This window comes from Protofrankia sp. CiP1_Cm_nod2, from assembly GCF_920664355.1.
Taxonomy (GTDB): domain Bacteria; phylum Actinomycetota; class Actinomycetes; order Frankiales; family Frankiaceae; genus Protofrankia.
Genome location: NZ_CAKKTL010000041.1, coordinates 14,625 through 16,742, shown reverse-complemented (window position 1 = coordinate 16,742; position 2,118 = coordinate 14,625). Strand labels below are relative to the sequence as shown.

General features: G+C 68.9%; 2 protein-coding genes. Both read right to left on the bottom strand.

Features of this window, described 5'->3' with window-relative positions:
* Positions 1-47: 47 nt before the first annotated feature.
* The gene (argS, locus tag NBW84_RS06875; protein ID WP_250282770.1) at positions 48-1,787 is read right to left on the bottom strand and encodes an arginine--tRNA ligase; all 1,740 of its coding nucleotides are present in this window, start codon (positions 1,785-1,787) and stop codon (positions 48-50) included.
* 150 nt (positions 1,788-1,937) lie between these two features.
* A partial coding sequence (locus tag NBW84_RS06870) for a hypothetical protein (RefSeq protein ID WP_445548655.1) occupies positions 1,938-2,118 on the bottom strand: 181 nt, incomplete at its 5' end.

The following is a 2,118-nucleotide window of genomic DNA, read 5'->3' as shown; positions in this document are numbered from 1 at the left end:
GGGGCATCGCCGGTGCCGGTGCTGGTGCCGGTGGTCGGAAAATCCGGTCACATCCGCTCGGGCGCGGTTATCCCGAGCAGGTCAAGGCCGGTCGCGAGGGCACGCCGGGTCAGATCGCACAGGGCGATCCGGCTGACGCGGACCGGCTCCTCGGCACGGAGAATAGGACATTTCTCGTAAAAATTCGTGAAAGCGGCCGCCAGGCCGAAGAGATAACCCGCCAGCCGGTGGAACTCGAGCGAGTCGGCAATGCCCTCGACCACATCGCCGAAGCTGAGCAGATGAATCGCGAGATGACGTTCCTCGGGCTCGTCGACCCGGATGTCGGCGGCGGCGACCGGATAGGTCAGCCCGGCCCTGCGGAACACCGAGCAGATCCTCGCGTGGGCGTACTGCAGATAGGGTGCGGTGTTGCCGTCGAAAGCCAGCATGCGGTCCAGGTCGAAGACATAGTCCTTCGACCGGTCGGTCGAGAGGTCCGCGTACTTCACGGCACCGGTCCCGATCGCCTGGGCGACCTGCGCACGGGTTTCCGCGTCCAGCGTGGGATTCTTCACGGCGATGACGTCGGCCGCCCGGGAAACGGCCTGCTCCAGCAGGGCGACGAGTTTCACGGAGTCGCCGGCCCTGGTCCGCAGCATCTTGCCGTCGGCGCCCAGGATCGACCCGTGCCCGATGTGCTCGGCCCGTACGGGCTCACGAAGCCAGCCGGCCTCCCGGGCCACCTCGTAGATCATCTCGAAATGCTGGTACTGCGGCAGCCCCACCACGTAGAGCAGCCGGGTCGCGTGCAGGTCGCGAATCCGGTGACGAATCGTCGCCAGATCGGTGGTCGCGTACCCGTAGCCGCCGTCCCGTTTGCGCACGATGAGCGGCAGGGGCTCACCATCCCGGTTCTTGAACCCTTCCGGGAAGGCGCACAGTGCGCCGTCGCTCAGCCGCAGCAGCCCCAGCTCGGCCAGCTCGTCGACGACCGGGCCCAACTGCTCGTTGTAGGAGCTCTCCCCGCGGAAGTCCGCCTCGGTGAGCAGCACGCCGAGCTGGGAGTAGACGGTCAGGAAGTACGTCTTCGACTCGCCGACCAGGACGTGCCAGAGCCGGCGTGTCGTCGGGTCGCCGGCCTGGAGCTGGACGACCCGTAGCCGGGAACGTTCCTTGAACGCCTCGTCCGCGTCGAACTTCACCCGGGCGGCCTTGTAGAAGGCGTTGAGGTCGCCGACGGAGAGCTCGTGGGCGGCCTCGGACTCGCCGACGTCGAGCAGATGCTCGACCAGCATGCCGAACGGCGTGCCCCAGTCCCCGATGTGGTTCTGCCGGACGACCTGATGGCCCAGCCAGCCCAGCAGCCGCACCGCGGCGTCCCCGATGATCGTCGACCGGAGATGGCCGACGTGCATCTCCTTGGCGGCGTTCGGCCCGGAGTAGTCGACGACGACCACCTCGGGCTCGGGCACCGGCGCGACGCCCAGCCGCTCGTCGTCGAGCATCTCCCCGAGCAGGCGCTCCAGCGCGGACGCGGCCAGGTGCAGGTTGATGAACCCCGGCCCCGCCACCTCGACCGTCTCGCACAGGTCGTCGAGCTCGGCGGTCCTGACCACCTCGGCGGCGATGTCACGCGGGCTGCGACGAAGGCGGCGAGCCAGCGAGAGGGCCGCGTCCGCCTGATAGTCCGCCCGCTGCGACCGCCGGATGGCGGGATCGACCTGTTCGCCGGCAGCCTCTTCGCCGGCAACGGCCGTGAAGGCCGCGCCCAACCGCTCGTCGAGAAGACGTTCCAGGCTCGTCACCCCCGTGAATCTACCGACTCGCCAACCGGCCCGGACCGCTGTGCACTGCCACGCCCGCCGATCCGCGCCACGTGCCCGCCGGTCGGGTTGGCGATGCCCACTTCGAGGAGGCTCGACTTCGAGGAGCTCGAGCGCTCCCGGGCGCGGATCTCACACCACACTCTCGGCGGGGATGCGGTGGGCGTGTGCGTGCTCGGACCGGTGGGCGCGGTCATCACCGAGATCGACAGGCCATCGAGCAGGGCCTGGGAGCGCCAGCCGCAGAATGCGCTTCCACACGCTGGACGTCTGCCGCGGCAACGAGCCGGTGTTGTAGGGAATGCCGAAACGT